Origin of the sequence: Paraburkholderia azotifigens (genome assembly GCF_007995085.1) — a bacterium.
Taxonomy (GTDB): Bacteria; Pseudomonadota; Gammaproteobacteria; order Burkholderiales; family Burkholderiaceae; genus Paraburkholderia; species Paraburkholderia azotifigens.
The window spans coordinates 1,263,560-1,290,548 of sequence record NZ_VOQS01000005.1 but is presented as its reverse complement, the minus strand read 5'-3'; the positions used below and the strand labels follow the sequence as shown (position 1 = coordinate 1,290,548).

At 63.5% G+C, this 26,989-nt stretch carries 29 protein-coding genes; 15 read left to right on the top strand and 14 right to left on the bottom strand.

All coding sequences use genetic code 11. The annotated features are described in order from the left end of the window. Nucleotides 1-11 precede the first annotated feature (11 nt). Nucleotides 12-1,523 carry a CoA-acylating methylmalonate-semialdehyde dehydrogenase gene (locus FRZ40_RS37820; RefSeq protein ID WP_147237601.1) on the top strand — a complete coding sequence of 504 codons (1,512 nt, stop codon included), beginning with the start codon at nt 12-14 and terminating at the stop codon, nt 1,521-1,523. A gap of 229 nt (nt 1,524-1,752) precedes the next feature. Continuing rightward, nucleotides 1,753-1,950, top strand: coding sequence for a hypothetical protein (locus FRZ40_RS37815; RefSeq protein ID WP_147237600.1), 198 nt, complete (start codon nt 1,753-1,755; stop codon nt 1,948-1,950). A 76-nt stretch (nt 1,951-2,026) separates the two neighbouring features. Here the strand turns inward: FRZ40_RS37815 and FRZ40_RS37810 are convergent, their stop codons facing one another. The 8 genes from FRZ40_RS37810 to FRZ40_RS37775 form a co-directional block, all read right to left on the bottom strand. Beyond that, the gene (locus FRZ40_RS37810) at nt 2,027-2,452 is read right to left on the bottom strand and encodes an organic hydroperoxide resistance protein (RefSeq protein WP_028366248.1); all 426 of its coding nucleotides are present in this window, start codon (nt 2,450-2,452) and stop codon (nt 2,027-2,029) included. A gap of 47 nt (nt 2,453-2,499) precedes the next feature. Then, complete coding sequence (locus tag FRZ40_RS37805) at nt 2,500-2,736, bottom strand: tautomerase family protein (RefSeq protein ID WP_028366249.1); 237 nt, start codon at nt 2,734-2,736, stop codon at nt 2,500-2,502. Between the two features lie 181 nt (nt 2,737-2,917). Then, a complete protein-coding gene (locus tag FRZ40_RS37800) occupies nt 2,918-3,670 on the bottom strand; it encodes an HvfC/BufC N-terminal domain-containing protein (RefSeq protein ID WP_147237599.1) in 753 nt (250 codons plus the stop codon). Then, nucleotides 3,667-4,527, bottom strand: a complete 861-nt coding sequence (bufB, locus tag FRZ40_RS37795; protein WP_147237598.1) for an MNIO family bufferin maturase — start codon at nt 4,525-4,527, stop codon at nt 3,667-3,669. Before bufB ends, FRZ40_RS37800 begins: the two co-directional genes overlap by 4 nt. A 69-nt stretch (nt 4,528-4,596) precedes the next feature. Beyond that, a complete protein-coding gene (gene bufA2, locus FRZ40_RS37790) occupies nt 4,597-4,866 on the bottom strand; it encodes a BufA2 family periplasmic bufferin-type metallophore (protein WP_028366252.1) in 270 nt (89 codons plus the stop codon). A gap of 52 nt (nt 4,867-4,918) precedes the next feature. Further along, nucleotides 4,919-5,692 (bottom strand): alpha/beta hydrolase, encoded by a 774-nt coding sequence (locus FRZ40_RS37785; RefSeq protein ID WP_028366253.1) that lies wholly within the window; start codon nt 5,690-5,692, stop codon nt 4,919-4,921. 59 nt (nt 5,693-5,751) lie between these two features. Then, on the bottom strand, nt 5,752-6,246 hold the full coding sequence (locus tag FRZ40_RS37780; RefSeq protein ID WP_420873942.1) for a DoxX family protein: 495 nt from the start codon (nt 6,244-6,246) through the stop codon (nt 5,752-5,754). A gap of 2 nt (nt 6,247-6,248) precedes the next feature. Then, nucleotides 6,249-6,527: a BufA1 family periplasmic bufferin-type metallophore gene (locus FRZ40_RS37775; RefSeq protein ID WP_028366255.1), complete on the bottom strand. Its 279-nt coding sequence runs from the start codon at nt 6,525-6,527 to the stop codon at nt 6,249-6,251. 361 nt (nt 6,528-6,888) lie between these two features. Here FRZ40_RS37775 and FRZ40_RS37770 point away from each other — a divergent pair, with 361 nt between their 5' ends. Further along, a complete protein-coding gene (locus tag FRZ40_RS37770) occupies nt 6,889-7,902 on the top strand; it encodes a D-cysteine desulfhydrase family protein (protein ID WP_147237596.1) in 1,014 nt (337 codons plus the stop codon). Between the two features lie 40 nt (nt 7,903-7,942). Here FRZ40_RS37770 and FRZ40_RS37765 read toward each other — a convergent pair whose 3' ends face one another. Further along, entirely contained in the window at nt 7,943-8,584 is a 642-nt protein-coding gene (locus FRZ40_RS37765; protein ID WP_147237595.1) for a thioredoxin family protein, read from the bottom strand. A 179-nt stretch (nt 8,585-8,763) separates the two neighbouring features. Here FRZ40_RS37765 and FRZ40_RS45885 point away from each other — a divergent pair, with 179 nt between their 5' ends. Next, nucleotides 8,764-8,889 carry a hypothetical protein gene (locus FRZ40_RS45885; RefSeq protein ID WP_269323358.1) on the top strand — a complete coding sequence of 42 codons (126 nt, stop codon included), beginning with the start codon at nt 8,764-8,766 and terminating at the stop codon, nt 8,887-8,889. A gap of 152 nt (nt 8,890-9,041) precedes the next feature. After that, nucleotides 9,042-9,929, top strand: a complete 888-nt coding sequence (locus FRZ40_RS37760) for a LysR family transcriptional regulator (RefSeq protein WP_147237594.1) — start codon at nt 9,042-9,044, stop codon at nt 9,927-9,929. A gap of 8 nt (nt 9,930-9,937) precedes the next feature. Here the strand turns inward: FRZ40_RS37760 and FRZ40_RS37755 are convergent, their stop codons facing one another. Then, complete coding sequence (locus FRZ40_RS37755; protein ID WP_028366258.1) at nt 9,938-10,885, bottom strand: LysR family transcriptional regulator; 948 nt, start codon at nt 10,883-10,885, stop codon at nt 9,938-9,940. Between the two features lie 150 nt (nt 10,886-11,035). Next, nucleotides 11,036-11,461, bottom strand: a complete 426-nt coding sequence (locus FRZ40_RS37750; protein ID WP_147237593.1) for a VOC family protein — start codon at nt 11,459-11,461, stop codon at nt 11,036-11,038. A gap of 339 nt (nt 11,462-11,800) precedes the next feature. Between FRZ40_RS37750 and FRZ40_RS37745 the strand changes: the two genes are divergently transcribed. The 9 genes from FRZ40_RS37745 (at nt 11,801) to FRZ40_RS37705 (ending at nt 21,658) form a co-directional block, all read left to right on the top strand. Further along, nucleotides 11,801-12,727 (top strand): PilZ domain-containing protein, encoded by a 927-nt coding sequence (locus FRZ40_RS37745; protein WP_147237592.1) that lies wholly within the window; start codon nt 11,801-11,803, stop codon nt 12,725-12,727. Nucleotides 12,728-13,099: 372 nt separating this feature from the next. Next, nucleotides 13,100-13,483, top strand: coding sequence for a response regulator transcription factor (locus FRZ40_RS37740; RefSeq protein WP_147237591.1), 384 nt, complete (start codon nt 13,100-13,102; stop codon nt 13,481-13,483). A 235-nt stretch (nt 13,484-13,718) separates the two neighbouring features. Continuing rightward, nucleotides 13,719-15,971 (top strand): PAS domain-containing sensor histidine kinase, encoded by a 2,253-nt coding sequence (locus FRZ40_RS37735; protein WP_147237590.1) that lies wholly within the window; start codon nt 13,719-13,721, stop codon nt 15,969-15,971. Next, nucleotides 15,958-16,632, top strand: coding sequence for a response regulator transcription factor (locus FRZ40_RS37730; RefSeq protein WP_028366263.1), 675 nt, complete (start codon nt 15,958-15,960; stop codon nt 16,630-16,632). Before FRZ40_RS37735 ends, FRZ40_RS37730 begins: the two co-directional genes overlap by 14 nt. A 301-nt stretch (nt 16,633-16,933) precedes the next feature. Continuing rightward, nucleotides 16,934-17,995, top strand: coding sequence for an IS630 family transposase (locus FRZ40_RS37725; protein WP_147236852.1), 1,062 nt, complete (start codon nt 16,934-16,936; stop codon nt 17,993-17,995). A 102-nt stretch (nt 17,996-18,097) separates the two neighbouring features. Continuing rightward, nucleotides 18,098-19,057, top strand: a complete 960-nt coding sequence (locus FRZ40_RS37720; RefSeq protein ID WP_028366264.1) for a helix-turn-helix domain-containing protein — start codon at nt 18,098-18,100, stop codon at nt 19,055-19,057. 67 nt (nt 19,058-19,124) lie between these two features. After that, nucleotides 19,125-19,517: a DUF3331 domain-containing protein gene (locus tag FRZ40_RS37715; RefSeq protein WP_147237589.1), complete on the top strand. Its 393-nt coding sequence runs from the start codon at nt 19,125-19,127 to the stop codon at nt 19,515-19,517. A gap of 146 nt (nt 19,518-19,663) precedes the next feature. Beyond that, nucleotides 19,664-20,638 carry a LysR family transcriptional regulator gene (locus FRZ40_RS37710; RefSeq protein WP_147237588.1) on the top strand — a complete coding sequence of 325 codons (975 nt, stop codon included), beginning with the start codon at nt 19,664-19,666 and terminating at the stop codon, nt 20,636-20,638. Nucleotides 20,639-20,785: 147 nt separating this feature from the next. Further along, on the top strand, nt 20,786-21,658 hold the full coding sequence (locus FRZ40_RS37705; protein WP_147237587.1) for an alpha/beta fold hydrolase: 873 nt from the start codon (nt 20,786-20,788) through the stop codon (nt 21,656-21,658). A gap of 97 nt (nt 21,659-21,755) precedes the next feature. Here the strand turns inward: FRZ40_RS37705 and FRZ40_RS37700 are convergent, their stop codons facing one another. Genes FRZ40_RS37700 through FRZ40_RS37690 form a run of 3 tightly spaced genes read right to left on the bottom strand, consistent with a single transcriptional unit; the run spans nt 21,756 to nt 26,529 of the window. Next, nucleotides 21,756-22,745, bottom strand: a complete 990-nt coding sequence (locus FRZ40_RS37700; protein ID WP_147237586.1) for a cytochrome d ubiquinol oxidase subunit II — start codon at nt 22,743-22,745, stop codon at nt 21,756-21,758. Between the two features lie 30 nt (nt 22,746-22,775). Continuing rightward, nucleotides 22,776-24,179 carry a cytochrome ubiquinol oxidase subunit I gene (locus tag FRZ40_RS37695; RefSeq protein WP_147237585.1) on the bottom strand — a complete coding sequence of 468 codons (1,404 nt, stop codon included), beginning with the start codon at nt 24,177-24,179 and terminating at the stop codon, nt 22,776-22,778. Continuing rightward, nucleotides 24,172-26,529 (bottom strand): FdhF/YdeP family oxidoreductase, encoded by a 2,358-nt coding sequence (locus FRZ40_RS37690; protein ID WP_147237584.1) that lies wholly within the window; start codon nt 26,527-26,529, stop codon nt 24,172-24,174. The genes FRZ40_RS37695 and FRZ40_RS37690 overlap by 8 nt, the downstream gene beginning before the upstream one ends. 187 nt (nt 26,530-26,716) lie before the next feature. Between FRZ40_RS37690 and FRZ40_RS37685 the strand changes: the two genes are divergently transcribed. Further along, nucleotides 26,717-26,902: a hypothetical protein gene (locus FRZ40_RS37685; protein ID WP_028366271.1), complete on the top strand. Its 186-nt coding sequence runs from the start codon at nt 26,717-26,719 to the stop codon at nt 26,900-26,902. The last annotated feature ends 87 nt before the right edge of the window (nt 26,903-26,989 follow it).

Genomic DNA, 26,989 nt, shown 5'->3' with positions numbered 1-26,989 from the left:
GAGGAGCCGACATGCAAGCCTATACCGACAGCGCAGACGTAGGTCATTTCATTCACGGGCAGCGGGCCGAGGGAACGGGAAGCCGTAGCCAGGCCGTGTTCAACCCGGCGACGGGCGCGAGAGCCCGTAAGCTGCTGCTGGGCGAAGCCGCCGATGTCGAAGCGGCCGTCGCGAGCGCGAAATCCGCGTTTCCGAAGTGGGCCGATACGCCGCCCATCCGGCGTGCGCGCGTCATGCTGCGTTTCCTCGAACTGATGAACCGTCATCGCGACGAACTCGCCGCGATCATCACGGCGGAGCACGGCAAGGTGTTCTCGGATGCGCAGGGCGAAGTGTCGCGCGGCATCGACGTGATCGAGTTTGCGTGCGGCATTCCGCAGCTGCTGAAGGGCGATTACACCGAACAGGTGTCGACGGGCATCGACAACTGGACGATGCGTCAGCCGCTGGGTGTCGTCGCGGGCATCACGCCGTTCAATTTTCCGTGCATGGTGCCGTGCTGGATGTTCCCGGTCGCGATCGCGACGGGCAATACGTTCATCCTCAAGCCGAGCGAGCGCGATCCCTCGGCGGCGCTCTTCATGGCTGAACTGCTGAAAGAAGCCGGCCTGCCCGATGGCGTGTTCAATGTCGTCCAGGGCGACAAGGTCGTCGTCGACGCGCTGCTCACGCATCCCGATGTGAAGGCGGTGAGCTTCGTCGGTTCGACGCCGATCGCGAACTACATCTACGAGACGGGCGCGAAGCACGGCAAGCGCGTGCAGGCGCTGGGCGGCGCGAAGAACCACATGGTGGTGATGCCCGACGCCGATCTCGACAAGGCCATCCACGCGCTGATCGGCGCCGCCTACGGCTCGGCGGGCGAGCGTTGCATGGCGATCTCGGTTGCGCTGCTGGTCGGCGATGTCGCCGACCGGATCATGCCGCGACTCGCCGAGCGCGCCCGCACGCTGATCGTGAAGAACGGCATGGAAGCCGATGCCGAAATGGGCCCGATCGTCACGCGCCAGGCGCTGGAGCGGATCGAAGGCTATATCGCCGAGGGCGTGAAAGAAGGCGCGACGCTCGTCGTCGACGGTCGCGGTCTGAAGGTGGCCGGTCACGAAGACGGCTTCTTCACGGGCGGTACGCTGTTCGACAACGTGACGCCGGAGATGCGCATCTACAAGGAAGAAATCTTCGGCCCGGTGCTCGCGTGCGTGCGCGTGAAGGACTTCACGGAAGCCGTCGAACTGATCAACGCGCATGAGTTCGGCAACGGCGTCGCGTGCTTCACGAGCGACGGTCACATTGCGCGCGAGTTCGGCCGCCGCATCGAAGTGGGCATGGTCGGCATCAACGTGCCGATTCCCGTGCCGATGGCGTGGCACGGTTTCGGCGGCTGGAAGCGCAGCCTGTTCGGCGACACGCATGCTTACGGCGAAGAGGGCGTGCGCTTCTATACGAAGCAGAAGTCGATCATGCAGCGCTGGTCGGAGAGCATCGAGAAGGGCGCCGAGTTCGCGATGCCGACCGCGAAGTAAGCCGTATCGACCTGACGCATTGATCGCGCAGCCCTTTTCCTAAGGGCTGCGCTTTTGCGTCTGGCGCAATGGTCTGAAGGTAAAGCCGCTTCCAGGCATTATTCCCGATTTGAAAACTGTGAATTCTATGCAGCCCGGTTTGTCGATCGCGTGAGTAGGGTTAGCCTAACGTCAAAGGCCGGCGTTTGAACATCCCGACGCCGTGGCAGGCTCTACTGAGGATCATGCAATGAAGCGCGAATCTTTGAACTTCCGCAATATCGACGACCACTGCGGCGCGGGTGTACGTGCACGCGTTGAAACGGTATCGAACGATAAGGCACAAGCGGCCGCTGTACCGCGCAACTGGGCGTGGGCGCACTTCAGCGACTCATACGACTGGATGGACTCGCACAGCCCCGCTGTCGTGAACGACCTGCTCGACTGAACGCGGGTTGCGGCAAAAGGATAATGCTGGCCGCAATTCGCCATTGCGGCCAGCGTTCATACATGAATGCGCAGTGTTAAGCCAGCGTCAGTTTCACGTCGATGTTGTTGCGTGTCGCGTTCGAATACGGGCACACGATGTGAGCCTTGTTGATCAGGTCCTGCGCGGCATCACGGTCCATACCAGGCAATGAGATTTTCATCGCGACTTCAATGCCGAAGCCATTCGGAATCGGCCCGATACCGACGCTGCTGTCGATCGACGCATCGGCGGGCATCGCGATCTTGTCCCGTGCGGCAACGAATTTCATCGCGCCGATGAAGCACGCGCTATAGCCGGCCGCGAACAGCTGTTCGGGATTGGCGCCGGCGCCGCCCCCGCCGCCCAGTTCCTTCGGCGTTGTGAGCTTGAAATCGAGGCCGGCTTCCGGCACGGTCGCGCGGCCGTCGCGGCCACCCGTTGCGGTTGCGTGTGCTGTGTAAAGGGCCTTTTCGAGCGACATGGCAAACTCCTTCGATGAAGTCCTACGCGTTGTTGGAAGACTGCGGGTCAGGCTTGCTTCGATGCTTTGAGCTTTCGATACTCCAGGGCGGGCAGACCGCCCCAGCCCCAATTCTCCGTCGGCACCTCCTCGATCACAACGAAGGTGGATTCCAGCGGCTTGTGCAGCACGTCGAGCAACAGCTGGCTCACGCCTTTGATGAGCTGCGCTTTTTCCTCGGCGCTCACGCAGTCCGCGCCCGGCTTCGTGCCTTCGCGCGTGACCTGGATGGTGACAATCGGCATTTTGCTCCCTTCGATCGTAGTTGACGAATCGGGCGTTGGCCAGAACGCCCTGTGGTAGAAGCCGCTTGCCCGGCACGACTGCTCCGTACCGAAAGCCTGTACCTTGCCTGCCTGATGCGGCTGATGCGGCGGCTGATGCCGCGGCTGATGCGGCTGATGCGTCGCGCCAGCATCGCGCTTCTCAGACGCCGTCCACGCCGACGATCAGCTCGCTGCCCAGCCACTCCGCAAGCAGCGCGCCCGCTTTCGCTACGCCGTCCGCCTCACCCAGACGCCCGACGAGCAGACCGCATAGTGTTGCAAAGCTTGCGTTTTCCTGCAGATGAAGGAGCGCTTCGTACTCGGCGGCGTCGGCGCGCTTCAGGCACGACACGAATTGCCGGCGCCAGACGATCAGCCCGCCAGGCTCCGGGAGCATTTCGCTTTCAGGCCGCTCGGCATTGCCGGACAGCGCCGTCCAGATGCTATCCGCATTGGTGGTCGCGATGCGGTGCCTGAACGATGGCGCGAAACGCAGGCGTGCCGCGTCCCAGTCGACAGAACCGAGTGCGTCGAGCGGCAGTGGTTCGGCGTCGTGCGCGACGAAGGCCTCCGTCAGCGCGTGCTCGATCCACGCGAGTTCGTGCACGTCAGGGTTGTGCGGAAACAGCACGTTGAGCGTGTCGCCGAAGCCGTCCGCATAGGCGTCGAGCGTCCATGCATGGGGCGGATGATGGTTGACGTGCGTGATGGCCGCGTGCAGAAACGCCTCGTCGCCGAGCAACATCCGTACCCGTGGAAACGAATCTTCGAGACACTCGATCAGCTGCCCGCGATAGTTGTTCTGATAGACCGACAATCCGCGCATTGCATCGGCGCCCACGCGGAATGCCGCTTCTTTCGATGCATCGGTGAGCCACGTACGGAAGTCCTGTTGCCACGCAGCGAGCGTCATGCGGCCTCCGCGATGCGCGGGTCCTGCGCATGTTCAGCGCGCGTGCCGAGCTTGCGCGCGATCCACAGTTCCCGGAGCAGTTCGTTCAGCGGCGGCACGTTGCCGTCACGCTCGATCATCGTCGCGACGGGACCGAGGCGCGCCATCGCGTTCGCATAGAGCGTCCAGACTTCGTCGCACACGGGGCTGTCGTGCGTGTCGATCAGCAGATCGCGACCCTGCGAATGTCCGGCGAGATGGATCTGATGCACGCGATCGGCAGGCAGTCCGTCGAGATACGCAAGTGCGTCGAAACCATGATTCGTCGCGCTCACGAAAATATTGTTCACGTCGAGCAGCAGGGCGCAACCCGTGCGCTTCGACATCGCCGAAATGAATTCCCATTCGGTCATCGTCGCGCCCTCGAACGCGAGATAGCTCGATGGATTCTCGAACAGCATCGTGCGGCCGAGCGCATTCTGCGCGATATCGATGTTGTCGCACACGGTAGCGAGCGCCTCGTCGGTGTAGGGAACGGGCAGCAGGTCGTGCGAATTGAAGCGGCCGATGCGCGACCAGCTCAGATGATCGGAGACGAACAGCGGCTCGATATCGCCGATGAGTGATTTCAGACGGCGCAGATAATCGCGGTCGATGCCGTCCGCCGAGCCGATCGACATCGACACGCCATGCAGCACGACCGGGTGCCGCTCGCGCACGCGGCGCAGGATGTCGCGCGGCTGACCGCCTTCGACCATGAAGTTCTCGGAGATGACTTCGACGAAATCGACGGGAACCTCCGTTTCGAGGAAGTCGCGATAGTGTTCCTTGCGCAGGCCAAGACCATAGCCTGCAAAACGGGGATTGGAAGAATTCATGGTGCGCGCACGGCGGTGTTGTGTAGGCATACGGGCTGGCCCGAAACGCTGGGGCAGCCCGGCAAAGCGTTACTTCGGTTCGGTCAGCGTGCCGCCGAGCGCGAGGCACTCGCTCGGCGTCTTGACGACCACGCCCTTGCCCTTGCAGCTGTTGAGGCCCTTGCAGTCGTTATGAGCCGTCGCGCACAGCGCCTGGCCCTTGCACGCATTGACGCCGTAGCAGCGGCCGGGCTGCTCGCCCGTAGCGGCGTTCGCGGAGGTCGCGACGGTCGCCGAGGCGAGCGCGAGAAGGGCCGCGGCTGCGGCGAAGCTGACGCGGGATTTGACGTTGCTGTTCATGAGGTTGCTCCTTGGGTGGTTGAGAAGAATGTGGCTGGAAAAACCGTGATGTTTATTTCGCGTGCAAAGCCGCTTCTTCGATGACCTTCGCGACGGCTTCCGGCTGTGAGATCTCGATCGCGTGGCTTGCCTTCACTTCCGTCACCTTCGAACCGGCGCGCTTGTACATCCAGCGTTGCAGGTCCGGGTTGATGACGCGGTCGTCGGTCGCGACGATGCCGTAGGTCGGCTTGTTGTGCCATGCGACGGAATACGGCGCCGACGCGAACGTCGCGACGGTGGCGGGCACCTGCGAGACGGCCATGAAGTCGGTGCGGTTCGAGACGAGATCGCCTGCGTAATCGGTGCCGTACTTCGCTGGGTCGAAGTAGTAGTGACCGTCGATCGTCATGCGCACGCCGTCCGTGAGCTTCGGCATCGAACCGGCCAGCTGCGTCACGCTTTCGCCGACGTCCGGCTCGAACGCGGCGACATAGACGAGCGCCTTGACCTTGGGGCGCGCGCCCGCTTCCGTGATGACGGCGCCGCCGTAGCCATGACCAACGAGCACGACGGGACCAGTCTGTCCGATCACGGCGTTGCTGGTCGCCGCGACGTCGCCTTCGAACGTCGTCATCGGCGGCTGGACGATGCGGACGTTGTAGCCCTTATGAATCAGAATGTCGTGCACCGCGCGCCAGCCGGAGCCGTCGGTGAACGCGCCGTGCACGATCACGATGTTCTTCGCGCCCGTGGGTACATCGGGTGCATCGGGTGTTGCGGCGAAGGCCGAGCCGGAAACGGCAAGGGCGGCTGCGACGAGAGTCAGAGTCGAAGAAATGCGCATAGTGTTTTTGCCTGGAGGCTGCAAAGCCTCGCTGTCGTTAAGTGAAGATTGCGTTGCGGTCAGTGCGTCGTTCGCGAACGGCCGAGCAGATGATCGAGCGACCATGTGCCCGCGCCGTTGGCGATCAGCGGCAGAAGCAGGCCCGCCCAGGTCAGATGCGTCGGCCATGCGTCCGGATAGACAAAGATTTCGATCACGGCCGTCATGCCGAGCAGTACGAACGCGGCGGACCGCGTGAACAGTCCGAGCACGAGCAGGAGCGGACATAAATGCTCCGCGTAAGTGGCGAGATGCGCGGCCAGTTCGGGCGGAATCAGCGGCAACGCGTATTCCGAGCTGAACAGCGCGTAGGTCGACGGCTTGATCGTCAGCAGGCCCGACACTTTCGTGCGTCCCGACAGGAAGAAGGTGGCCGCAATGCCGACGCGCGCAACGAGCAGCAACAAGGCGGGCGGCAGCGCGCGCGGCATACGCGCGGCTATCGTCGCGCCGGGTGCAGCGAGGCCGCTGCGTTTCGCTCGCGACACGCGAGTCTCGTGCGTTTCGGCGTGCATCATCACGACTTCGCCTTCAGCGAGCCGAAGCCCTTCGGCGTCTTGATCTGGGTGCACGTGCCCTTGTCGACCATCACGAATGCGTCGCCCTGATAGTCGACCTTCGACGTGCCCGCGCAGCTCGTACCCGCGCCCGCGGCGCAATCGTTCTTGCCGGCGAGCGACACGCCGAAGCATTTTTCCTGCGGCTTGGGCTGCGCGTCTCCGGCATGGGCGCCCGTCGCGAGTACGGTGAGGGAAAGGGCGAAGGTGGCGGCGAGTGCTGCGCGAGTGCTTTTCATAGGGATCTCCGGTTGGTGTCAGTGAAGAGGCGCTAATTTAAATCGGATGCGATGTAATCTGATGCGCCATGATACCTGGCTTTCCTCATTTGTCAATCGAGTACGCGTAAATCGCGTGCGATATAAATGGCGAAGAGAGATCGAATGAAATGCGAGCAATCCGCTGGAAGACTGGATGGGCAGCAGCAAGCCGGGCAATGCGCGTGCGAATGCGTGGTCAAAGGAGAGCAAACACTTCATCGACTGTTTCCCGATGTTCAATATATGCAAGCATTGATGTCAGTTGGTCGCGGCAAGCGAGGCGCTCGACGATGCGCTAACATCGGCGCGACGAACGATGCCGATTACGGGAGCCAGCTGCATGTCGATCTCACCTTCTCTCGATCTCACCGCATTTCCCCGCTACCAGCTGACGGAAGGCCCGACGCCGATCCAGCACCTCAGCCGTTTGAGCGAGCGGATGGGCGACGTGGATATCTACGTCAAGCGTGATGACCTGATGGGTCTCGGCGGCGGCGGCAGCAAGCTGAGGAAGCTGGAGTTCCTGTTAGGCGAAGCGCTCGCACAAGGCGCGGACACAATCGTCACGGTTGGCGCACGCCAGTCGAACCACGCGCGGCTCACAGCGGCAGCGGCGGCGCGGGCGGGGCTTGCATGCGAAATCGTGCTGACCCGCACGGTGCCGCGCGACGACGACGCCTATGTTCATAACGGCAACGTACTGCTCGACGAACTGTTTGGCGCTCGCATCCATGATCTGCCCGGCAATGCCGACGCAATGGCGTTCGCGCAGCATCGCGCGGACGAATTGCGCAAGTCCGGACGCACGGTATATCTCGCGCCGTTGGGCGGCTCGTCTGCGGTCGGCAATCTCGGCTATGCGGCGTGCGCCGCGGAGATTCTCGAGCAGGCGCGCGCGGCACACATGTCATTCGATCGCATTGCGTTGCCCAACGGCAGCGGCGGCACGCAAGCGGGTCTCGTCGCGGGTCTGCTGTCGATGAGGGAAGACCCCGCGCGTGTCGTTGCCTGCAACGTGCTGGCGACTCACGAGAACACCTTGTCCAACACGCGGCTGAAGGCGCAGGAAACGCTGGCGCTGCTTCAGCCGGGAGCGATGCTTCCGGACGAGAGCGTCATCGTTGCGGACGGGCAGCGCGGCGAGGGATACGGCATTCCCACCGATGCGATGCGCGAAGCCGTGCGGCTTCTGGCCAGCACGGAAGGCTTGCTGCTCGATCCCGTGTATAGCGGCAAGGCATTTGCGGGCCTGCTGCACGACATCAGAAACAGGATGTTCGCGCCGGGCGCAAAGGTGCTGTTCCTGATGACGGGCGGCTTGCCTGGCCTCTACGCGTATCGCAGCGCGTTTTGAGCGGGACGGCGCGGTCTGCGCGACCGCGCCGCGTCCACCGTCAGCTCGCTTGTCCTGCTTGTCCTGCTTGTCCTGCTTGTCCTGCTTGAGCCGCTTGTGCTGCTTGAGCCGCTTGTGCAGGTTGTCCAGCCTGAGCCGGACGCGCCAGCTGTTCGCGGACAGCGGCATCGATCTGATCGTAGTCACCCTCGCCGAAGTGGCTATAGACGATGTGCCCTTGCTTGTCGATCAGATAGGCCGCGGGCCAATATTGATTGCCGTACGCATTCCATGTCGCGTAGCTGTTGTCCTGCGCAACAGGGTATTGCAGCCCGTGTTCCGCAATGGCCGCACGGACCTTTTTCGTTTCGCGCTCGAATGCATATTCGGGCGTATGCACGCCGACCACCACCAGGCCCTGGTCCTTGTATTTCTCGTAGAGCTTCTCGACATGCGGCAGCGTATTGACGCAGTTGATGCATGTGTACGTCCAGAAATCCACCAGCACGACCTTGCCGCGCAACTGCTGCAAAGTCAGTGGCTGCGAATTCAACCATTGATCGATGCCCGCGAATTCCGGCGCAGCGCGATTGTTCTGGACGGGACCGCCCGTCGCGGCGCCGCTGTTGGCGACCACAGCACCCAGCGCGGCAATAGCGGCGAATGCGCCGACGGTGGTCAAGGTCTTGAGTCGGGAGAACATGTCAGCGTCCTTTTTTGTAGAAGACATGGACGTATTGAAACGAGTGCGCGTATCTGCGCTGTGTCGACATGTCTTGCATTTGAATCGTCTTGTATCAGGCGCGCGTTCCGATACATTGGGACACAAATGAACCTCTGCTGTGCGCTATAACGAAGACGTCATTTGAAGCTGGAGGCATCATGAAACGTCTATTGGCAATCTTGTTCTTTCTTGCAGGCGGACTCGCCGCAGAACTCGCGCATCCCGTTCAATGCACGCTGATCACCGCGAGCGGGCCGCAGCAAAAGCGGCGCAAGGCGCAGTGAAGAAGCGGCTGGCTTTGTATCTCAACGTGCCTTGCACGGTCGAACCCGGTTGAGAACCCATCGCCCCGCCGGTGAGCGCTGCATCTTTGGTGTACGATGAGCGTCGACCCGCAGGCCGCGAAGGCCTTAAGGATTTCATCGAGGTACCCAGCATGGATGTCGCCGACCTCAAGGTGTTTGAGGCAGTGGCCCGTCACGGCAGCATGAACCGGGCGGCCGTAGAACTTCATACCGTTCAGTCCAACGTCACAGCACGAATCCGCGCTCTCGAACGGGAGATCGGTGTCGCGCTGTTTCAACGGCACGTGCGCGGCGTCAGCCTGACGCCCGCGGGCCAACGGATGCTGCCGTACGCTGCGCGCATTGCCAAGCTGCTTGCCGACGCGCGGGTCGCCGCGCTCGACGACGGCCCGCCGGCGGGCACGCTCGCGCTGGGCACGCTCGAAACGACGGCGGCGCTGCGTCTGTCGCCCATACTCAGCAACTTCGCGGGCATCTATCCGCAAGTACGCCTGTCGCTGACGACAGGCACGAGTTGCAGCCTCACGGAAGACGTGGCCGCTTGCCGGCTCGATGGCGCATTCGTCGCGGGCCCCGTCGATCATCCCGACCTGCATGCCGAAATGATCTTCCAGGAAGAACTGGTGCTGGTGACGTCGCGCAACGTGCGATCGATCGACGCGTTGTCCGCGTCGCCCGATCTCAAGACAATCGTCTTCAGGCTGGGTTGTTCGTATCGTCAGCGGCTCGATGCGCTGCTCGCGGAGAAGGGCATACTCACGGCCACACCGCTCGAATTCGGCTCGCTCGACGCGATCGTCGCGTGCGTTGCGGCGGGTATCGGTGTGACGCTGTTGCCGCGCGGCGTGGTTGCTAGCGCGGCCAAGCAGGAGATCGTCGCGCTCCATGCGTTGCCGCCCGAGAAAGCGCAGGTCGCGACGCTGTTCATCCGTCGCCACGACGCCTATGTGTCGAGCGCGATGCAGGCATTCGTGGACGTCACCCGTTCGCAGTTCGGCCCCGTGATGGCGGCAGCTTAAGCGGCCAGCTACGCCGCCCGCTGCTGGGTCTCCAGATACGGCGTGCGGCGTCGTGCGCTGTTGAGACGAAAGAACTCTGTGCAAAAGTCGACAAAGGTTCTGAAGCGCGCGGGCAGCAATTCGCGGTGCGAATAGAACAGACAGACTTCGACCTCGCTGTCCGAGATCGAGCAGCCGGGCAACACGGGAACCAGCTTGCCCATCGCCACGTCTTCACGCGCAATCGCTTCGGGCAACTCCGCGATGCCTGCGCCCGCGAGCGCCGCTGCGCGCAGCAGCACGTCGTTGCCATCCATCGACGACATCGGAATCACCTGCACGGGTTCGCCGTTTTCGATCATCTGCACGTAGTTCGTGTTGCGCTGGCGCGATTGGGTCGGCAGCAGCAGGAAGTGCTCGGAGAGATCGGCCGCGTGCCTCGGCGTGCCGCGTTGCGCGAGATAGTCGGCGGACGCGACGAGCGAGCGCGACGATTTGAACAACGTTCTGCGGATCACAGCCGACTGCTCGACCTGATGCGGCGGCAGCATCGCCATGTCGAACTGGCCGTCGTAGAGATTGACGGCGCCTTCGTTCACGGAGACCACAAGGTTCACATTGGGCGCGACGTCGCGATAGCTCGCCAGAAACTGCGAGAACGTATCGCTGACCAGCATGGGATGAATCACGAGACGCAGCTTGCCGCTGTCCACTTCGCGTTCGCGCATGATGCGGCGATTCGCTTCGTCGAGTTCTTCGAGCAGACGGCAGCAGCTCAGATAATACGATTGCGCCTCTTCCGTGAGCGTGACGGAGCGCGTGGTGCGATGAAGCACGCGCGTCTGGATGGACGCTTCGAGCTTCGCGATCGCCTTCGAAATGGAGCCAGTCGTGACGCCCAGCGACGCCGCCGCCTTGCTGAAACTCTGATGCTGCGCCGCCGAGACGAACGCCTTCAACATATAAAGCTGGTCCATGTTCAACCTCTGCTCCGTTGCCGCCAGACTGCACTGGCATCACTCTAGCAACAGATCACGAGGAGAACGCGCGGTTTGTTTTGATAGGGGTATCACCCGCGGTGATAGCTGGCCGTCGCGCGCCTGTCTGCCCGTAATGGGGCGTCCGGTTCAGCCAGCCGCTTTCAGACGCGGATCGAAATCGAACTCGAGCCGGATGCCACCCGGTTCATAGATCATCGTGTGACGCTTGGGTCCGGGGCCGAGGTTCTCGGGCGAAAACTCGACCTTGACGCCCGGCCACTGCGAAACCCGCCGGAAAATTTCATCGAGCGCTTCTTCGCTGCCGACGCGCAGCGCGAGGTGATGCAAACCGACATTGCTCTTGCGATCGAACTCGATGAGCCTGTCCTGATGCGTGACCTGCCACAGCGTCAGCATCACGTGTCCATCCGATACGAAAGCGGCGGGGTACTCCGGCTTTTCGCCGACCTGCTTCCAGTGCAGGCATTCGACAAAGAAGTCGCGCGTCTGCTTTAGATCGCGAACGCTCAGTCCAACGTGATCGATGCCGGCGGTGAGTGCCTGGGTAGTCATGTCGAGCCTTCCTGTTAAATAGGGCTTTCGCGATGCAGAGCCTGCGAAGTCATGGCACGCGAACCGCGCCGCGGCAAAGCCGGTCATCCGGCATCGCCGATGCGAGCCATTATAGGGACGCGCAGCCGCGAAGACTCTTGAACCGCAGGAAAGGAAGTGTTGCGATCGTGGCATCGCGTGCGATCCGGCGCTTTTTCGTCTGTGGAAACAATCTGCGCAGACAAACGTTTGCCTGGTTGGTCAAGATACCGACGTCGTGCATACTTGCTGCTGCCTCGATTTGCGCAAATCGCGAGGCAGCGAAAAGCCAAAAAAGCCATCGAGAGGAGAGTACGAGTCATGCCGTTGGTGCCGCTGTCGCAACGGGAAGTCACGATCGGAGTTCCGCTGCCGTTTTCGGTGTTCACGTCGGACGGCAAGCTGCTGATGGGCCGCGGGCACATCGTCCAGAGCGCGGAGCAATGCGAGCGGCTCTTTGCGCTAGGGCCGTTCAGGCATCTGCTTCCCGGCGAACGCCGCAACGACGCGCTGTCCGCGCAGGAACAGGCCGCGCCCGCGTCCTCCGGGCGTGCGCGGCGCGAGCACGACGAGCAGGTGCTCGTCGGCGCTTTTCCGCAAGCGGGCTGCATCCCCGAAGACTTCGTCATCACGCTGGCAAACGGCCCGGCCATCTCGTCGCGCACGCGCTACGTCGGCGTGCTCGACGACGTCAGCCTGCTGCTCGCGGGCAAGGACGTCGATCCCTCCTTCGCGCCCGGCGAGGCCGTCGAAGGGCAATTTATCGCGGGACGCTACCGGCATGCGTTCGAATCGGAAGTGATCGGCCGGCATGCGGCGCCGTTCGACGTGCTGTATCTGCGCTATCCGGCGGAAGTCCGTTCGCGTGCGCTGCGCCGGCACGTGCGCGTCGGCATCGACGTGACTGCGCATCTGTCCAGAAACGACCGTCCGATGGCGGGCACGGAAGTTCGCGCGGTCGATCTGAGCGCGGCGGGCGTGGGCCTGCTCGTGAACTCGAATTCGCTCGCGCCCGGCGAGCATTTCAAGCTGTCGCTGCCGCTCGCGCGCGCGGGCCGCGTACGCACGGCGCCGCTGAACTGCATCGCGCGCAACCGCCGCACGAAGGGCGGGGAAACCCTGGTGGGCGCCGAGTTCGGCAATACCTCGGGCGACGTGTGCGCGCTGGTGAAAGACTACGTGATGGACGTGCTCACAGGGGCCGTGCCCGCCGAACGCAACCCGTTGCGCGACAGCCGCCTCGCTTAAGTCGCGTCGCTCAGGTCGCGTTGCTTACGTCGCGTCGCTTACGTCGCGTCGCTTGGGCTTGCGCGAAAAAAAGCCGACGTCGTCGTCGGCTAAATCGGTTCTCGTGGTTGCGAGGGAGTGCACGGGAACCGGTTAGCAGGATAGACGCCGAAAAATGAAGGAACGCTTAAGCGTGTCACGCCGCCATCGCAAGCGAGGCGCGTGCAGACGCGTCACACGCGCGGAAAGAGGCAGCAAGCCATGTACCGTAAGGCTGGCCGGACTATACCTACATATGATTCTCCCGGCGCGCCTATTCCCATAAGATGAACTCACCTTGAACGGCATTACGCAGCAGCGTGCCGTTGTCAACTAACGGCCGAGGAAAGTCGCTTGCACAACCACCCGATCGCTTCAGTCATCGACGACGACGAATCCGTCCGTACCGCGATGTCGAGCCTCGTTCGTTCTCTGGATTGGGATGTCCGGCTCTATGCGTCGGCCGAGGCGTTCCTCGCATCCGGCACCGTGAGCAATGTGGCGTGCATCATCTCCGATGTGCAGATGCCCGGCATGAGCGGTCTCGACATGTATCGTCATCTGCTGGAAATGGGCGTCACGCAGCCCGTCATTTTCATCTCGGCGTTCGCCTCCGACGCGGTGCGCCGCCAGGCGCTCGATCTGGGCGCCATGTGCGTGCTGACCAAGCCCGTCGATGGCGGCGAAGTATCGCGCTGTCTCGCGAGGATAGAGCCCGACTGCGCCAGTGGCGAATGAGGCAGGCCGGCCTTGCCGCGCCGCGACCCTACCTCAAGGGAATTCGAGGTATTCGGATAAACTTCAATCCGGATCGAAATGGGCCGGCTTCCTGGATTTCCGAGTGTCGAGCGACGCGTGCGGCGGCGCGAACCGGGGGTGCGCCGCCCGCAGACAAACGCTCGCGAGGAAAGCCTATGCCAAAGATGTGCCGTCCGCCCCACGTGCCCGCGACACCTTGCATTCACGGAGCGTCATGATGTTCCGTCAGGGCGCAGGCATGACGTCGCCACGCGACGCGCGCGTTCTCTTTGCACTTGCCGCCGTCGTCGGCCTGATCGTCTTCGTGATCGACGCGCTGACACCGCTCGATATCGCCATTGCCGTGCTGTACGTGGTCGTGGTGCTGCTGGTCGCGTCGACGGGCTCGCGCCAGGCCGCGGTCGCCACGGCCTGCACGTGCGTCGTGCTGACGCTCGTCGCATTCATGATGTCGCACGACGAAAACTACTCGGGCGGTTCGATCGCGCGCTGCGTGGTGAGCCTGCTCGCCATCGGCACGACGTCCTTTCTCGCGCTGCGCAATCAGGCGACCACGGCGCGGCTGCAGGAGCAGATCCAACTGCTCAACCTGACGCACGACGCGATCGTCGCCTACGACATGAGTGACCGCATCACGTTCTGGAATCAGGGCGCCGAGGAACTGTACGGCTGGAGCGCGAGCCAGGCGATCGGCCAGCCTATTCACGAACTGACGCGCACGACGTCGTCGATTCCCGTCGACGAACTGCGCGACGAAGTGGTCCGCAACGGACGCTGGGAGGGCGAGCTGCAGCGCGTGCGCAGCGACGGCAGCACCGTCATCGTGTCGAGCCGCTTCGCGCTGTGGCGCGACGACAAGGGCAGGCCGCGCGCGGTGCTCGCCACCAACAACGACATCACCGTGCGCAAGCGCATGGAAGGCGAGTTGCAGCGCCAGCAGGAAGAGCTGCGCGCGACCATCGACGCGATTCCTGGCATGGTCTGGAGTTCGTCGCGCGACGGCGAACTGAGCTACACCAACCGGCGCTGGAACGAACTCGGCATCACGTTGACGGGCAATAGCGGCGACGTGTGGACGTCGATCGTGCATCCCGACGACTGGCCCGCGATGCACGCGGCCTGGCGCGGCGCGATCGCGACGGGCAAGCCGTTCGAGAACGTGTCGCGCGTTCGCCAGAGCAACGGCGCGTACCGCTGGATGCATATCGGCGCCGAACCGTTGCGCGATCAGGACGGCCGCATCCTGCGCTGGTACGGCGTCAATACCGACATCGAAGAGCGCAAGCAGGCCGAGCAGGCGCTGGAGCGCAGCGAGGCGTTCCTGTCCGATGCGCAGCGTCTGAGCCGCACGGGCAGTATCGCGACGCGTCTGCCGGCGGGCGACATGTGGTGGTCCGACGAGGTCTACCGGATCTTCGAGTACTCGCCGGACTACATGCCCGGCATGCAGCTGATTCTCGCGCGCACCCATCCCGACGATCTCCCCCTCGTGCGCGAGGCCTACGAAGCGGGGCTGTCGGGTTCGCCGTACGTCGACGTCGAGCACCGGCTGCAGATGCCCGACGGCCGCATCAAGTACGTGCACTACGTCGCACATCTGGCCGTGCCGCAGTCCGCGAATATCGAGTATGTGGGCGCGTTGATGGACGTGACGGAGCGGCAGCTCGCGCAGGATGCGCTCGACCGCTCGACGGCGGAACTCGCGCACGTGACGCGCGTCACGATGCTCGGCGAACTGGCGGCGTCGATCGCGCACGAAGTCACGCAGCCGCTCGCCGCCATCGTCACGGCGGGCGATGCCGCGTCGCGCTGGCTGAACCGCGCGAAGCCCGATCTCGGCGAAGTCGGCCAGTCCATCGGCCAGATGGTGCGCGACGCGAAGCGCGCGAGCGACGTGATCCGGCAGATCCGCTCGATGGCGCAGAAGCGCGATCCGGGCCAGGCCGTGCTCGACCTGAACGGTATCGTGAGAGAATCGATCGAGCTCGTGCGGCGCGAACTCGACGCTGCGCGGATCGAGCTGGAAACGGGTTTCGCCGAGCCGCCTCCCCTCGTATGCGGCGATCGCGTGCAGTTGCAGCAGGTCGTCATCAATCTCGTGATGAACGGCGTGCAGGCCATGGCGAACGTAAAGGAAAAAACGCAGGAACAAACGCGGGAACAAACGCGGCAACAACCACGGGGCCGCGCGCGGCGCATGCGGATCGCTACGAGCCGCGTGGAAGGCGATTACGGGCAGGTCGCCGTCGAAGATTCGGGAACGGGTATCAGCGAGGAGAACGTCGGGCGGCTCTTCAACGCGTTCTTCACGACCAAGACGGATGGCATGGGCATGGGCCTGTCCATCTGCCGGTCCATCGTCGAGGCGCACGGCGGGCGTATCTGGGCCGAGTCTCAGGAAGGGCAGGGCGCGACGATGCAGTTCGTTTTGCCGATCGATAAAGGAACGTGCGATGAGCAGCGATGAAATGAACGACCCGAATCCGTCGATCGTCTATGTCGTCGACGACGACGATTCGATGCGCGCGGCCGTCACGATGCTGCTGCGCTCGGTGGGCTTGCGCGTCGAGGCGTTCGCGTCCGCGCAGGAATTCCTCTCGTTCGACAAGCCCGACATGCCCAGCTGCCTGATTCTCGATGTGCGCCTCAAAGGCCAGAGCGGTCTCGCCGTGCAGGAGCAGATCGCGTCGGGCGACGTGCGCGTGCCCATCATCTTCATGACGGCGCACGGCGATATCGCGATGTCCGTGAAGGCGATGAAGGCGGGCGCGATGGACTTTCTCGCCAAGCCGTTCCGCGATCAGGACATGCTCGACGCCGTCGCGAACGCACTCGCAACCGATGCGGAGCGCAGAAAGTCCGAACGTTCGATTTCGGATCTGCGGCGCATGTACGAGTCGCTGACGCCGCGCGAGCGCGAAGTGATGGCCTTCGTCGCCAGCGGCCTGATGAACAAGCAGATCGCCGCTGAAATGAACCTCAGCGAGATCACCGTGAAGATCCATCGCGGCCAGGCGATGAAAAAGATGGAGTCGCGCTCGCTCGCCGATTTCGTTCTCAAGGCCGAGGCGCTCGGCGTGAAGTCGCTCGATTCCGGCACGTCGCCGCGCACGCAGCGCGGCTCCTGAGCCTCTCTGGCGGGCTGCTGCCCGCTGTCCCACCGGTTATCCCTTCCGGGTACGAAACGAACGCGCCACGGCGTTCGTTTCGCTTCCTTCCTGATTCGCGTCCTCTTCGGTTTTTTTCGATCGCCGCGTATGTGCGGCGTTCGGCCGCGCGCGTTCGGGCATTGCACGAAGCTTTCCGTGCGCGTCTCGAAGGTCGCCTATTAAACCTTCATATAGGTTGACTCAACCATTCGACTGCGTGAGCAACCCTATGTACGGCTAGTCCATTGCGTCATTGAAAAGGCACCCGATGTGGTATTCAATGAAATGCATGGAAAAGATGAATCTGACGGCGCTTGAGCGCGAGCAATTGCTCTCAGCAACTCGCAGCCAGACAGTGCGCGCAGCTAACGCGCGGCGTGCCCGGCTTATTTTGATGCTTGACGATGGCCAATCACGCGAGGCGATCATGCAGCGGCTGCGATGTGACTCGCGCTTCATTTCACGGTGGTCGAGTCGGTTCCTGGCCGAGCGGCTGGCCGGCCTGTATGCGCGCCATCCTGGACGTGCTCCCGTGCACCCACCTGAAAAGCTCGAGGCGCGCGTGTTGAAACTCACGCTCACACGCCGTCCTCTGGACGGATCGACGCATTGGAGCAGCTATAAGCTGGCTGCGGCACTGGGTGATGTGGGCGCCTCGACGGTACAGCGGATCTGGCGCAAGCATGGCGTGCGTCCTCATCGGCTCGATACGCATATGGTCTCGAACGATCCTGACTTCGAGACCAAGGCTGCAGACGTGATAGGCCTCTATCTGAACCCTCCCGCTCATGCGGCGGTGTTCTGTGTGGACGAGAAGACCGCCATTCAGGCGCTGGATCGTAAGGACCGGATGTTGCCGCTGTCACCGGGCCGCGCCGAGAGTCATGGCTTTGAATACAAGCGTAACGGCACTCTGAGCCTGTTCGCTGCGCTCAATACGGCGACCGGGGAAGTCATCGGCAAAACCGCGCCACGCCATACCAGCGAGCAGTTCGTCGCCTTCCTCACCGGCGTGATCGCCAGCCAGCGGCCCAGACAGGAAATTCATGTGATTTGCGACAATGTCAGTAGTCACAAGACCGCACGTGTGCAGGAGTTTCTGCAGCAACACTGCAACGTGCGGCTGCATTACACACCGACCTATACCTCCTGGCTAAATCAGGTGGAAAACTGGTTCGCGCGTATCCAGCGCGACGTAATCGCGCGAGGCGTCTTCACCACCGTTAAGGATCTGGATCGCAAACTGATGCGCTATATCCGTGAGCACAACAAGAATCCGAAGCCGATCAAATGGAAGTACAACGATCCATCGCGGCGAATTCGCCCGGTGCCATTTCAATGACGCGATGGACTAGTCGCGCCAGGTCCGTGCGATTAACTTTGATTCCATCGCGGCAACGCTGTTTCGAGCCGCAATCACATCACTGAACCGGATGGACCTGTCATGAATAACACTGTGCTCGATCTACCCGCTCCCCTCGCCGATGTCGTGTCGCGACGCCCGGCTTCGCCCATCGTCGCCGAGCAGCATTGGCGGCGCGTCAACGCCTCGGCGACCGATACGCAGGCACGTCGCGACAACGTCGTCGTCGCGCGCTGGACGCACGCGGGCAGCGCGCCGCTCGAAGTGGCGAACGAAGGAATCGTCGCCGATCATTGCATCGGGCTGAACCTGAAGTGCGCGGCGCTCACGTTCGACCACGCCGGCCGCCGTCTCGTGCATGGCCGCCTGACGGCGGGTGCGGTTCAGGTGACGGCGCCCGGCGTGCCGACCAAAGCCGTGTTCGCGTCGTCCGCCGATGTGCTGCATCTGTTCGTCTCGCAGCAGGTGCTCGGCGAGTGCTACCAGGATCTGTTCCAGCACACGCGCGACGGCGACATCGTGCTCGACGATCCCGAGCTGATCCGCGATCCGGTGCTCGAGCGTCTCGGGCAGGCGCTTGCCGTATCGCAAAGCAACGACGCCGCGCTCGGCAAGATGTTCACCGACAGCGTGAGTCTCGCGATCGTGTCGCGCGTGGTCGCCCGTCATTTCGCGGGCGCAACGCGGCGCGCACGCGAAGCCGCGCCGCTGCCGCAATGGCGCATGAATCGCGTGATCGAATTCGTCGACGCGCATCTCGCCGAGCCCATCGGTCTCGCCGAGATCGCGTCGAGCGCGGGCCTCACGCGCATGCATTTCGCCGCGCAGTTCCGTCGCGCGACAGGTCTGCGTCCGCATGAATATCTGCTGCGCCGGCGTGTCGAGCACGCACAGCATCTGCTCGTGACGTCGAAGCACAACGTGATGGATGTCGCGCTCAGCTGCGGATTCCGCTCGCAGGCGCACTTCACGACTGTCTTCAAGAAGTTCGTCGGCGAAACGCCGCACCGCTGGAAAGAGAAGACGGGCGACGCGCGCTGAGCGCCGACGCTGTTCCGACAGTCCAGAAGCAATGCCTGAACCGATCGCTTTCCAAAGGAGTTTCGACATGCTGGCAAACGCAAACATGATGGATCCGTGGACGCAGACCATCGGTCTGCTGGGCACGCCTTCCCGCCTGATGGCTGCCGTGGAAGGCGCTGCGTCGTCGCGCCGGAAGGCGCAGTGCGCCGACGGACGCTTCGGCGCCGCGGTGACGCTGATCGACCGGCCGACGCCGTCGACGGCCACGATCGCGTGGCGCGACGCGACGCGCGGCTGCTTCGGCGATCAGGTCTGGCGCATGGCGCGCGCCCGCCTCTCGGGGTTCTGCGCGATGAGCGGCCAGGCGATTCATCCCGGCGACGCCGTGTACAAGCCGAATCCGCGCCCGGCGCCCGTCAATGCGGACGCGATGATCCTCGCGTCCGTGCTGCGCGACGCAGCGACCTCCGAAGGATGACCGCCGTGTTGTGCCGGCGTCGCGCGATGTCCCCTGCGATGCGGCCCGCGCGGCGCATATGGCATAGTCCCCGGCTGGGAGCACGCTGCGTCCGCGGACGGATGTGCCGTGCGAGAAGCATTCTTCACCATGCCTTGGGTCAATGAATGGCAGATATCGTGGGCAGCATGCGGGTCTTCGTCAGAGTGGTCGAGACGGGCTCGTTCACTGCGGTTGCGAAAGAGAACGCCGTAACGGCCGCGCAGATTTCGCGGGCCGTCACGGCGCTCGAAGAGCAGCTGCACACGGCGCTGCTGCATCGGACGACGCGCCACCTGTCGCTCACGGAAGCGGGCAGCCGCTTCTACGAACGCGCGAAAGCAATTCTCGCGGATCTCGATGCGGCCACGGACGAGGCGCGCAATGCGAGCGTGTCGCCAGCGGGCAAGCTGCGGCTGCATTGCGCGCCGGGTCTCGCGCAAAGCATGGTCGCGGCGGCGCTCGTCGGCTATCAGCGCGACTATCCCGACGTAACCGTCGAGCTGAAAATCGAGCAGAGCATGCCGAATCTCGTCGAGGACGGCTACGACGTGTCGCTGATTTCGGCGACGCAACTGCCCGATTCGATCTATGTCGCGCAAGCGCTCGGCTCCGCGTGGTCGGTGATGGTTGCCTCGCCGGACTACGTGAAGCGAAACGGCATGCCGCTCACGCGCGACGACCTCGCGGCGCATACGCTGCTGAAACTCGAGACGCCCGTCTCGCCGCCCGACGAATGGCACCTCGAAAACGCCCACGCGATGGACGACCGGCACGTGTTGACGCTTACGCACGCGCCGTTGCAGGTCAATGCGCCCGATGTGATGCGCGCGATGCTGCTGGACGGCGCGGGCATTGGCACGCTCGCGACGTATTCCGCCATCGAGGATCTCGCCGCCGGCAGGCTGATACGTGTGCTGCCGCAGTACAGGGTCAGGCCGTTCACGGTATTCGCCGTGTATCCGTCGCGCCGCTATCTGGAAGCGAAAGTCCGTACGCTGCTCGCTCATTTGCGTTCGACGGTGACCCCCGCGCTCGAGGCGGTGGCCGAGCGTATCGACGCGATGGCGGGCAGGGTCGAGCAGGAAGCGAAGCACGCTTGAACCGAACGGATTACACGCAGCGTCCTCAAGTATCTTTATCTCCGCCCCTGGCTTAATCGCGGGGCATCCGCTCAATAGACTGGTTCCCAACCGATAGACGTTTGCCGCGCACGCGGCATCTAACGGATCACCTTTGGAGAACCCGTCATGACGAACACGATCGACCTCACGCACCACACGGTCACTGCGAACGGCATTCGCCAGCATTATGTCGAAGCAGGCGAGGGCGCGCCTGTCGTGCTGCTGCACGGCTTTCCGGAAACGCATCATGCGTGGCGGCACCAGATTCCCGTGCTCGCGGAGCGCTATCGCGTGATCGCGCCGGATCTGCGCGGCTATGGCGACACGGATAAACCCGCGAGCGGCTACGACAAGCGGACGATGGCGAACGATCTGCGCGCGCTGTTGCGCGAACTGTCGATCGAACGCGTGGCGCTCGTCGGCCACGATCGCGGCGCGCGCGTCGCGACGCGTTTCGCGAAGGATCATCCCGGGAGCGTGGATCGACTCGTCGTGATGGACAACGTGCCGACGCGCATCGTCGCGCAATCGATCGATGCGCAGATCGCTCGCGCCTACTGGTTCTTCCTGTTCCATCAGGTGCCCGATTTGCCGGAGATGCTGATCGCGGGCAAGGAACGCGCATGGCTCAGGCACTTCTTCTCGGACTGGTGCTACGACCCGAACGCAATCTCGGGCGAAGCGTTCGAAACCTATGTGCGCGCCTACGAGGCGCCCGGCGCGGTGCGCGGCGCGATGGCGGACTATCGCGCGAACGCCGTCGATGTCGCGCAGGACAAGGAAGATGCCGACCAGTTGATCGAGGCGCCGACGCTCGCGCTGTGGGGCGAGGCGTTCTACGCGGTGGGCAAGATGTTCGACATGGCGAACGTGTGGAAGGGCATGGCGCGCGATGTCGTGACGCACGCGATTCCGCGCGCGGGCCACCTGCCGCATGAAGAGCAGCCGGAGATTGTCAATCGGATTCTGGTGGACTTTCTCGAGGGGTGGAAAGCCTGAGCTGACGGTCTGGATGCTCTGACGCTCTGACTGAAGAATTTCTCGCGCGGCGTGCAGTCGCGCGAGAAACGGACGTTACTCGGGAATTGCAGAAACCTCACTCGCCCGCATGCGCTTCGCCGAACACCTTGCCGCGGAAGATGTAGTACTGGTACAGGTTGTATCCGATCATCACCGGAAAAATCAGCCCGATGCCCGCCAGCATGAACGCGAGCGTGTGTGCGTCGGAAGCCGCCTGCACGATGCCCAGCTTGCCCGGCACGAAGTCTGGAAACAGGCTGACGGCGAGACCCGCGAACGACACGATGAACAGCGTCACGGCGCCGCGAAACGGCCCGCGCGCGGAGCCCAGATACAGCGACGCCATGATGAACGCGAAGGCGAGCGCTGCCGCGATGCCGAGCGCGATTAGCACATGCATGACGGCCGGCTGCGACCAGCGGTCGATACCGACATCGCTGAAGAACCATGTCGCGATGGTCAGCGGCAGCGCGGCCGCCACCGTCAGCATCGCGCTCAGCACGCCGAGGCGCCGCGACCACTGCTCGATCATGCCCACGGTCTTCTTCACCAGATATGTCGCGCCGAGCAGCGCATAGCCCGCGACCACGCCGATGGCCGCCACGGCGATGAAGCCCTCGTTCATCTCGCCCGGCACGAGCCCCGTGATGACCTTGCCGAGCACGACGCCCTGCGCGAGCGCCGCCACCAGGCTGCCGATGCCGAACACCTTGTCCCACAGCGGACCGTGCTCGACGCCATGACGGAACTCGATGGCTGCGCCGCGCATGATGAGCCCCGCGATCAGCGCCATGATGGGCAGATACAGATCCTGCATCAGTTGCGCATAGGCGAGCGGGAACGCGCCGAACAGAGCGCCGCCGAGCACGACGAGCCACGTTTCGTTGGCGTCCCATACGTGACCGATCGATTCGATCATCACATCGCGGTCTTCACGCCGCGTGCGCAGCAGGCTGAGAATGCCGACGCCGAGATCGAAGCCGTCCGTCACGACGTAGAAAACCAGCATCAGGCCGAGCAGGCCGAACCAGACGTAGGCCAGCAGCGAATGAGTTGAGCTATCCATGAGGCAACCTCTTGTGCAATGTAGGCGGCATCAATAGCCGGAGATGGACGAGGGCGCCGTCGCGCTGCGCGTGGTGACGATGGCGGGCGGCACGCTCGCGATGTCCGGCCCTTTGCGCAGCCAGCGGCGCGCAAGTACAAAGAACGTGACCAGCAGCACGACATAGAACGCGAAGAACATCGCCATGCTGAGCGAGACCGACGAAGGCGCGACCGTCGACGCCGCCTGGCTCGTGCGCAGCAGCCCGTACACGACCCACGGCTGACGGCCCACTTCACGCACGATCCAGCCCGCTTCGACGGCGACATACGGCAGCGGAATGCACAGCACCCACGCGAGCAGCAGCTTGCGCCGCGCCAGCAGCGCGTCGAGGCTGCCGCGCGCCTTGCGCAGCGCATATGCCGTCCAGAACGCGAGCAGCATGAAGCAGAAGCCGATGCCTGCCATCACGCGGAACGCGTAGTAGAGCAGGGGAATCATGGGCGGCTGGTCTTCGCGCCTGAAGTCAGTGAGACCTTTTACCTGGCCGTGCAGCGAGTGCGTGCCGAGCACGCTCAGCATGCCGGGCACTTCGAGCGACCAGTCGTTGCGTTGCGCTTTCTGATCGGGCCAGGCAAGCAGCGACCACGACGCGCCCGTGCCCGGCGCGTTGGTGTGCCAGTGGCCTTCGATAGCCGCGCCCTTCGCGGGCTGTGTTTCGAACACACTCACGCCGCTCGAATCGCCGAGCCAGATCTGCAGCGGCGCAACGACGACGAGCACCGCGAGCGCGATCTTGAACGAGCGCGCGAAGAATTCCGGGTAGCGCTTGCGGAACAGGTTGTACGCGGAGATGCCCGCGATCACGAACATGCCCGTTTCGATCGCCGCGACCCACATGTGCGACACGCCCCACACCATGTCGGGATTGAAGATCGCGGCGAGATAGTTGGTCACCACGATCTTGCCGTCGACGACGGCATAGCCGGCGGGCGTCTGCATCCACGAATTGGCGACCATGATCCAGAACGCCGAGATGCTCGAGCCGAGCGCGACCATTGCGGTGGCGAACAGGTGCACGCCGCGCGGCACGCGTCCCCAGCCGAGCAGCATCACGCCGACGAAGCCCGCTTCGAGCATGAACGCCATCGCGCCTTCGAAGCCGAGAATATTGCCGATGAACTGGCCGCTGTACTGCGAGAAGCCCGCCCAGTTGGTGCCGAACTGAAACTCCATGGGAATGCCGCTGACCACGCCGACCGCGAAGTTCAGCACCAGCAGCTTGCTCCAGAAGCGCGCCTGGCGGTAGTACATCACGTCGCCCGTTCTGATCCACAGCGCTTCGACCAGCACGAGAAAAGCGGAGAGGCTGATCGTGAGAATCGGCCACAGGATGTGGAAGATGGCCGTCATCGCGAACTGCGCGCGCGACAGGTTGACAACATGATCAAGCATGACGGGTCTCCTCGCGTGGCGACGCGGTTTGAACGGCGATGGCGCGCGTCGCGGAGTCGGGGCCGACGACGGCGGCGCGCATCACTTTCACGGGCACCGATTTGTACGACGGCGTGCGGCTTTGCGGATCGAATGCATAGAGCGGCACGAGCGGATTCACTTCCGGGTAGTACGCGCCGCAGCAGCCGTCGGGCAGCGAGTACTCGACCACCTTGAAGCTGCGGACGATGCGTTCGACGCCATCCGTCGACAGCGCGACGATATCGACGCGCTCGCCCGGATGCAGGCCGCGCTTTTGCAGTTCGTGCTGGTTCATGAACACGACGTCGCGTTGACCGAACACGCCGCGATAGCGGTCCGAATGCGAGTACAGCGTCGTGTTGTACTGATCGTGGCTGCGCATCGTCGTGAGCGAGAGCGCATCGGGATCGTCCTGCCACGGGTCTTCGTCGAGCCCCTTGAAGACGAGGAAATTCGCGCGGCCCGTCGGCGTGTCCCACACGCGTTCGCGCGCCGGCGACACGAGATGAAAGCCGCCCGGCACGCGGATGCGCTCGTTGTAGGCCTGGAAGATCGGGAACACGATTTCGATCGCATTACGAATGCGGTCGTAGTTCGCGACCATCTGCTCCCACTGCACGCGCGACTGCTCGCCGAGCGTCGCGCGCGCAATGCCCGCGACGATGGCCGGCTCGCTCAGCAGATGCGGCGACGCGGGCTCGTTGCGGCCTGCCGACGCATGCACCATCGACATCGAATCTTCGACGGTGATCGATTGCGGGCCGTCCGCCTGAATGTCGATCTCCGTGCGTCCGAGGCAGGGCAGAATCAACGCGCTCTTGCCGTGCACGAGATGGCTGCGGTTGAGCTTCGTTGCGATGTGCACGGTCAGGTCGAGCTTGCGGATGTGCTCCTGCATGCGCACCCAGTCGGGAATCGCCGCCGCGAAATTGCCGCCCAGCGCGACGAACACTTTCGCGTCGCCACGCGTCATCGCTTCGAGCGTCGCAATCACGTCGTTGCCGTGTCCGCCCGGCGCACGAAAACCGAACGCGCGCTCGATGCCGTCTATCAATGCCTTGCTCGGCTTCTCCGTGATACCGACCGTGCGGTTGCCCTGCACGTTCGAGTGTCCGCGCACGGGGCAAATGCCCGCGCCCGGACGCCCCACGTTGCCGCGCAGCAGCGCTAGGTTCGCGATCTGCTGCACGTTCTCCGTGCCGCGATGATGCTGTGTAATGCCCATGCCGTACACGAGGATCGCGTTTTGCGCCTTCATGTAGATGTTCGCGGCGTTTTCGATGTCGGCGCGCGACAGGCCCGAATAACGTTCGATCGATTCCCACGAGGTGGCGCGCAGATCGTCGAGCAGCGCATCGATGCCGTGCGTGTGGCCTTCGATGAACTCGATGTCGAGAATGCGCGGCGCGTCGGCGGCGCGCGCGGCGTCGTCGGCTTCGACGATCGCTTTCATCATGCCCTTGAGCACTGCGACGTCGCCGCCCACGCGCACCTGATACAGGAACGTGCTGATGGGCGTGGAGCCGAGCGTCGCCATTTCGACGGGATTCTGCGGCGACGCGAAGCGCTCCAGCGCGCGCTCGCGAAACGGATTGAACGAGACGATCTTCGCGCCGCGCCGCGATGCCGAATGCAGATCGCTCATCATGCGCGGGCTGTTCGTGCCGGGGTTCTGTCCGAAGATGAAAATCGCGTCCGCGTGTTCGAAGTCTTCGAGCAGCACCGTACCCTTGCCGACGCCGATCGATTGCGGCAAGCCGACGCTCGTCGCTTCGTGACACATGTTCGAACAGTCGGGGAAGTTGTTGGTGCCGAATTCGCGCACAAACAGCTGATAGAGAAACGCCGCTTCGTTCGATGCGCGGCCCGATGTGTAGAAGTCGGCCTGATCGGGATGGTCGAGCGCATTCAGATGCCGCCCGACCAGCGCGAAGGCGTCTTCCCAACTGATGGGCAGATAGCGGTCCGACTTGCCGTCATAGGCCATCGGATGCGTGAGGCGGCCGGCCATCTCCAGATCGTAGTCGTCCCAGGCCGCGAGTTCCGACACGCTGTGCGCGGCAAAGAACTCCGGCGTGCAGCGGTTCACGGTCGCTTCCCACGCGACGGCCTTAGCGCCGTTCTCGCAGAATTCGAACGACGACGTGTGCTTCGGGTCGGGCCATGCGCAACCCGGACAGTCGAAGCCTTGCGGCTGGTTCATGTGCAACAGCGTCTTCGCGCCGGAGACGGGAATGCCCTGAAGCGTCAGCGCTTCACCCGTTGCCTTGAGCGCGCCCCAACCGCCCGCGGGGTCGCTGTAGATGCGGATCACCTTCTTTTTGGCCATATCTGTTTCCTGTGCAGTGCATGCGGTGTCATTGGGCAAATGATCGCGGCACGGAAATAACGGGGCTTGCACGTTCGCCCGCTGGTTTTCTATCTACACTGGGACTTCGCCGTGGCGATGCCCTATGCCGCAGGGAACGCGCCTTGCTGAATGGAAGCTTCCAGGAACCATCGACAGGGAGAGGCAGATGTCGAACACGAAGAAGGAGCAGAACCCGAACAGCGAGAAGCCCGAGCATCGCATCGACGAGACAGTCGAAGACTCGTTTCCGGCCAGCGATGCGCCCGCGCAGGGCGGCACGACGCGGATCGAATCCGATGACGGGAAGCCGGGCAAGGAAAAACGGGAAAGGTCCGCGCGCGGCGGCGCATGATCGCGCGCAAGCCGTGGCGGCGCGGCATGGTCGTCGTGCTACGCGGCTTCGAACGGCAGTCGGCGCAAGCGAAGGACGCGGCCGGCC

Bases quoted from the DNA above. Each gene is read 5' to 3' on its own strand.
- FRZ40_RS37820 (WP_147237601.1), top strand. From the start codon at position 12: ATGCAAGCCTATACCGACAGCGCAGACGTAGGTCATTTCATTCACGGG.
- FRZ40_RS37815 (WP_147237600.1), top strand. From the start codon at position 1,753: ATGAAGCGCGAATCTTTGAACTTCCGCAATATCGACGACCACTGCGGC.
- FRZ40_RS37810 (WP_028366248.1), bottom strand. From the start codon at position 2,452: ATGTCGCTCGAAAAGGCCCTTTACACAGCACACGCAACCGCAACGGGT.
- FRZ40_RS37805 (WP_028366249.1), bottom strand. From the start codon at position 2,736: ATGCCGATTGTCACCATCCAGGTCACGCGCGAAGGCACGAAGCCGGGC.
- FRZ40_RS37800 (WP_147237599.1), bottom strand. From the start codon at position 3,670: ATGACGCTCGCTGCGTGGCAACAGGACTTCCGTACGTGGCTCACCGAT.
- bufB (WP_147237598.1), bottom strand. From the start codon at position 4,527: ATGAATTCTTCCAATCCCCGTTTTGCAGGCTATGGTCTTGGCCTGCGC.
- bufA2 (WP_028366252.1), bottom strand. From the start codon at position 4,866: ATGAACAGCAACGTCAAATCCCGCGTCAGCTTCGCCGCAGCCGCGGCC.
- FRZ40_RS37785 (WP_028366253.1), bottom strand. From the start codon at position 5,692: ATGCGCATTTCTTCGACTCTGACTCTCGTCGCAGCCGCCCTTGCCGTT.
- FRZ40_RS37780 (WP_420873942.1), bottom strand. From the start codon at position 6,246: ATGCACGCCGAAACGCACGAGACTCGCGTGTCGCGAGCGAAACGCAGC.
- FRZ40_RS37775 (WP_028366255.1), bottom strand. From the start codon at position 6,527: ATGAAAAGCACTCGCGCAGCACTCGCCGCCACCTTCGCCCTTTCCCTC.
- FRZ40_RS37770 (WP_147237596.1), top strand. From the start codon at position 6,889: ATGTCGATCTCACCTTCTCTCGATCTCACCGCATTTCCCCGCTACCAG.
- FRZ40_RS37765 (WP_147237595.1), bottom strand. From the start codon at position 8,584: ATGTTCTCCCGACTCAAGACCTTGACCACCGTCGGCGCATTCGCCGCT.
- FRZ40_RS45885 (WP_269323358.1), top strand. From the start codon at position 8,764: ATGAAACGTCTATTGGCAATCTTGTTCTTTCTTGCAGGCGGACTCGCC.
- FRZ40_RS37760 (WP_147237594.1), top strand. From the start codon at position 9,042: ATGGATGTCGCCGACCTCAAGGTGTTTGAGGCAGTGGCCCGTCACGGC.
- FRZ40_RS37755 (WP_028366258.1), bottom strand. From the start codon at position 10,885: ATGGACCAGCTTTATATGTTGAAGGCGTTCGTCTCGGCGGCGCAGCAT.
- FRZ40_RS37750 (WP_147237593.1), bottom strand. From the start codon at position 11,461: ATGACTACCCAGGCACTCACCGCCGGCATCGATCACGTTGGACTGAGC.
- FRZ40_RS37745 (WP_147237592.1), top strand. From the start codon at position 11,801: ATGCCGTTGGTGCCGCTGTCGCAACGGGAAGTCACGATCGGAGTTCCG.
- FRZ40_RS37735 (WP_147237590.1), top strand. From the start codon at position 13,719: ATGATGTTCCGTCAGGGCGCAGGCATGACGTCGCCACGCGACGCGCGC.
- FRZ40_RS37730 (WP_028366263.1), top strand. From the start codon at position 15,958: ATGAGCAGCGATGAAATGAACGACCCGAATCCGTCGATCGTCTATGTC.
- FRZ40_RS37725 (WP_147236852.1), top strand. From the start codon at position 16,934: ATGAAATGCATGGAAAAGATGAATCTGACGGCGCTTGAGCGCGAGCAA.
- FRZ40_RS37720 (WP_028366264.1), top strand. From the start codon at position 18,098: ATGAATAACACTGTGCTCGATCTACCCGCTCCCCTCGCCGATGTCGTG.
- FRZ40_RS37715 (WP_147237589.1), top strand. From the start codon at position 19,125: ATGCTGGCAAACGCAAACATGATGGATCCGTGGACGCAGACCATCGGT.
- FRZ40_RS37710 (WP_147237588.1), top strand. From the start codon at position 19,664: ATGGCAGATATCGTGGGCAGCATGCGGGTCTTCGTCAGAGTGGTCGAG.
- FRZ40_RS37705 (WP_147237587.1), top strand. From the start codon at position 20,786: ATGACGAACACGATCGACCTCACGCACCACACGGTCACTGCGAACGGC.
- FRZ40_RS37700 (WP_147237586.1), bottom strand. From the start codon at position 22,745: ATGGATAGCTCAACTCATTCGCTGCTGGCCTACGTCTGGTTCGGCCTG.
- FRZ40_RS37695 (WP_147237585.1), bottom strand. From the start codon at position 24,179: ATGCTTGATCATGTTGTCAACCTGTCGCGCGCGCAGTTCGCGATGACG.
- FRZ40_RS37690 (WP_147237584.1), bottom strand. From the start codon at position 26,529: ATGGCCAAAAAGAAGGTGATCCGCATCTACAGCGACCCCGCGGGCGGT.
- FRZ40_RS37685 (WP_028366271.1), top strand. From the start codon at position 26,717: ATGTCGAACACGAAGAAGGAGCAGAACCCGAACAGCGAGAAGCCCGAG.